Raw genomic sequence first — 3,152 nt, forward strand, 5'->3', positions numbered from 1 at the left:
CTCACCGCCCACGCCCCCCACGCCCTCGACGGCCTGCGCAAACTCACCGGCGGCGAAGCCCTGCCCCCCGCCCTCGCCCACCAGCTCCGCACGGCGGGCGAAGGCGACGTGCTGAACGTGTACGGTCCGACCGAGACGACGATCTGGTCGACCGCGGACGTCGTGGCCGGTGAGGACGGGGGCCCTGCCGCCGTGCCCATCGGTACGCCGCTCGCCAACACCCGCGTCTACGTGCTCGACCGTGCGCTGCATCCGGTACCGGCAGGCGTCTCGGGCGAGCTGTACATCGCCGGCGCGGGCGTGGCCCGCGGCTACCACCAGCGTCCGGACCTGACGTCGGAGCGGTTCCTCGCCGATCCGTTCGGCTCCCCCGGCTCGCGCATGTACCGCACCGGTGACCTGGTGCGGTGGCGTGCGGACGGCAGGCTGGAGTACCTCGGGCGGACCGACCACCAGGTCAAGGTGCGGGGCCACCGCATCGAACTGGGGGAGATCGAGTCCGTGTTGTCAGCCTCCGGGTTGGTCGAGCAGAACGCCGTGGTGGTGCGCGAGGACCAGGACGGGGACAAGCGCATCACCGCCTACGTCGTACCGCGCCGCGACGGGCGCGACCAGGACGGTGAGCGGCAGCAGATCGAGAACTGGTCCGCGGCGTACGACGCCTACTACGCGAACCCCGCGTCCTCCGTGCTCGGCGAGGACTTCGGGATCTGGAACGACAGCTACGGCGGCGACCCGATCCCCGGCGACGAGATGCGGCAGTGGCGTGCCTCGGCCGTGGCCCGCATCCGCGCGCTCCGGCCGCGCCGCGTGCTGGAGATCGGTGTCGGCACGGGTCTGATCCTGGCCCATGTGGCCCCGCACTGCGAGGAGTACTGGGGTACCGACATCTCGCCCGTGGTCATCTCCACCCTGCGGGAGCAGGTGGGGCGGGAGTCCTCCCTCGCCGCGCGGGTGGAGCTGCGCACGCAGCCTGCCCATGACGTGACGGGGTTGCCGGAGGGGTACTTCGACACGGTCGTGCTGAACTCGGTGGTCCAGTACTTCCCCAGCGGGACCTACCTCGCCGAGGTGCTGGAGAACGTCTCGCGGCTGCTCGCGCCGGGCGGTTCGGTGTTCATCGGCGACGTCCGCCACCGGCGTCTGCACCGCGGGTTCGCTGCCTCCGTGGCCCTGCACAACGCCGAGCCCGGGACGGACGCGGCCACGCTGCTGCGCGCCGTCGACCAGGACATGGCGCGGGAGCAGGAGCTGCTGGTCGACCCCGGGTTCTTCGTCGGCCTCGCCGGGCCGGAATCCGTGGTGGACGTACGGACCAAGGACGGCGGGTACGACAACGAGCTCACCCGCTACCGGTACGACGTCGTGCTGCGGCCGGGGGGCGTTGCCCCGGTGTCGGTGGACGCGGCGCCGCAGCTGCTATGGGGCCGGGACCTGAGCGGTGTCGACGCCCTGGCGGCCGAGCTGTCCGGGTCGCGGCCGGAGCGGCTGCGGGTGGTCGGCATACCCAACGCCCGGCTGGCCGGGCATCTCGTGGCGCTGCGGACGCTGGAGGCCGGCACCGTGCCGGAGGGCACCGGCGGCGACGGCTCCGGGGACGGCCCGGGCGCGCCGACGCACGCGGAGCTGGAGGCCGTCGCGGCGGCCAACGGGTACCGGGTGGCGGTCACCTGGTCCGCCTCGGGCGACGCCGGCCTGCTGGAGGCGGTCTTCGTGTCCGAGGACGCCCCGGGCTACAGGTCCACGGACCTGGACGGGGTGTGGGGGGGTGTGTACGGCCCGGCCGCGGAGGCGGGTTCCGCCGTGTTCCGGCCGGACCTGTGGACGAACGCCCCGCACCGGGCGGTGGACATGGCTGTGCTGGTCGCGGACCTGCGTGCGCACGTCCAGCGCGTGCTGCCGGAGTACATGGTCCCGTCGGCGTTCGTCGCCCTCGACCGGCTGCCGCTCACTCCGAACGGCAAGCTGGACCGCAAGGCCCTGCCGAAGCCGGAGGTGGCCGCCGGTTCGGGTCAGAGGCCGAGCGGGCCGCTGGAGGAGATCCTGTGCGGGCTGTTCGCGCAGGTGCTCGGTGTGGAGGGCGTCGGCGTGGACGACGACTTCTTCGCCCTCGGCGGGCACTCGCTGCTCGCGACGCGGCTCGCCAGTCGCGTCCGTACGGTGCTGGGCCGGGAGCTCGAACTGCGGGTGCTGTTCGAGGCTCCCACCGTCGCGGAGCTGGCGGCCCGGCTGGACGGCTCCTCGCAGGTGCGGCTCCCGCTCGTGACCCGGTCGCGCCCGGAGCGGCTGCCGCTGTCGTTCGCACAGCGCCGGCTGTGGTTCCTGGGCCTGTACGGCGACGTGGGTGCGGCGTACAACATGCCGTTCGTCATCCGGCTGAAGGGCGTGCTGGACGAGGCCGCCCTGGCCTCGGCCGTCGGTGACGCCGTGGACCGGCACGAGGTGCTGCGCACGGTCATCGGCGAGAGCGAGGGCGAGCCGTTCCAGGACGTCCGCCCGGCCGGAGGTCCCGTCCCGTTCGACGCGGTGGCGTGCACCCCGGACGAGCTGGCCGAGAGGCTGGCAGGAGCGTGCCGCCACGTGTTCGACCTCGCGGTGGAGATCCCGCTGCGGGTGACGCTGTTCCGGGTCGGGGAGGGCGAGTGGGTGCTGCTGGTGCTGATGCACCACATCGCCTCCGACGGCTGGTCCACGGGGCCGTTCCTGAGGGACTTCGGGCAGGCGTACGCCTCCCGCGTCCAGGGCGGCGGCACGCCGGTGTGGGAGGAGTTGCCGGTCCAGTACGCCGACTACACCCTCTGGCAGCAGGACCTGCTCGGCGACCCCGCCGATCCGGAGTCCCTGTTCGCACGGCAGCTGGAGTACTGGAAGCAGAACCTCACCGGTGCGCCGGAAGAGCTGACGCTGCCGGTGGACCGGCCGCGGCCGACGGAGCCTTCGCACGAAGGTGCCCTCGCCCTGTTCGACATCGACGCGGACACGCACGCCCGTCTCGCGGCGCTGGCACGGTCGACGAACACGAGCATGTTCATGGTCTTCCAGGCCGCGATCGCCGCCACCCTGACCCGGCTCGGCGCCGGAAACGACATCCCCATCGGCATCCCGATCGCCGGACGCACCGACGACGCGCTCGACGACCTCGTCGGGTTCTT

At 72.9% G+C, this 3,152-nt stretch carries 1 protein-coding gene; it reads left to right on the forward strand.

Going from position 1 to position 3,152, the window contains the following annotated elements:
• Window positions 1–3,152, forward strand: a 3,152-nt coding sequence (locus ABZ079_RS36740; RefSeq protein WP_356943784.1) for a condensation domain-containing protein, incomplete at both ends; no start/stop codon positions are given.

It is taken from the genome of Streptomyces sp. NPDC006314 (assembly GCF_040613075.1).
GTDB lineage: Bacteria > Actinomycetota > Actinomycetes > Streptomycetales > Streptomycetaceae > Streptomyces.